This is a genomic window from Desulfocicer niacini (assembly GCF_054657595.1).
Genome location: NZ_BAAHYK010000232.1, coordinates 1 through 244, shown reverse-complemented (window position 1 = coordinate 244; position 244 = coordinate 1). Strand labels below are relative to the sequence as shown.

Genomic DNA, 244 nt, shown 5'->3' with positions numbered 1-244 from the left:
CCCCCGGAACCTGAAAAAATCAGTCTGCTTCGTTTCATTGCTTCCTCCCCTTCATGGCTCTTTCAATCACTTTATCATACTCCTGGCAATATTCGGGTGCGTCCGTGTCCACAAAAATGCCCCGGGGAATGAGTAAAGGATTGGCATCAAGGGCCTTGGAACCGATCTTTGCCGTGGTGTTTTTCTGGAATTCCAGCATCTGGGAGGCGTTGCCCTCCTTGTTTTTCCGCCCATAGTGGGTGGG

Annotated in this window: 1 pseudogene; it reads right to left on the bottom strand. The window is 51.2% G+C overall.

The window, feature by feature from the left end:
• Positions 1-34: 34 nt before the first annotated feature.
• Positions 35-244: pseudogene (locus ACYQ2M_RS25530) on the bottom strand (2-oxoacid:ferredoxin oxidoreductase subunit beta); the annotation flags it as partial.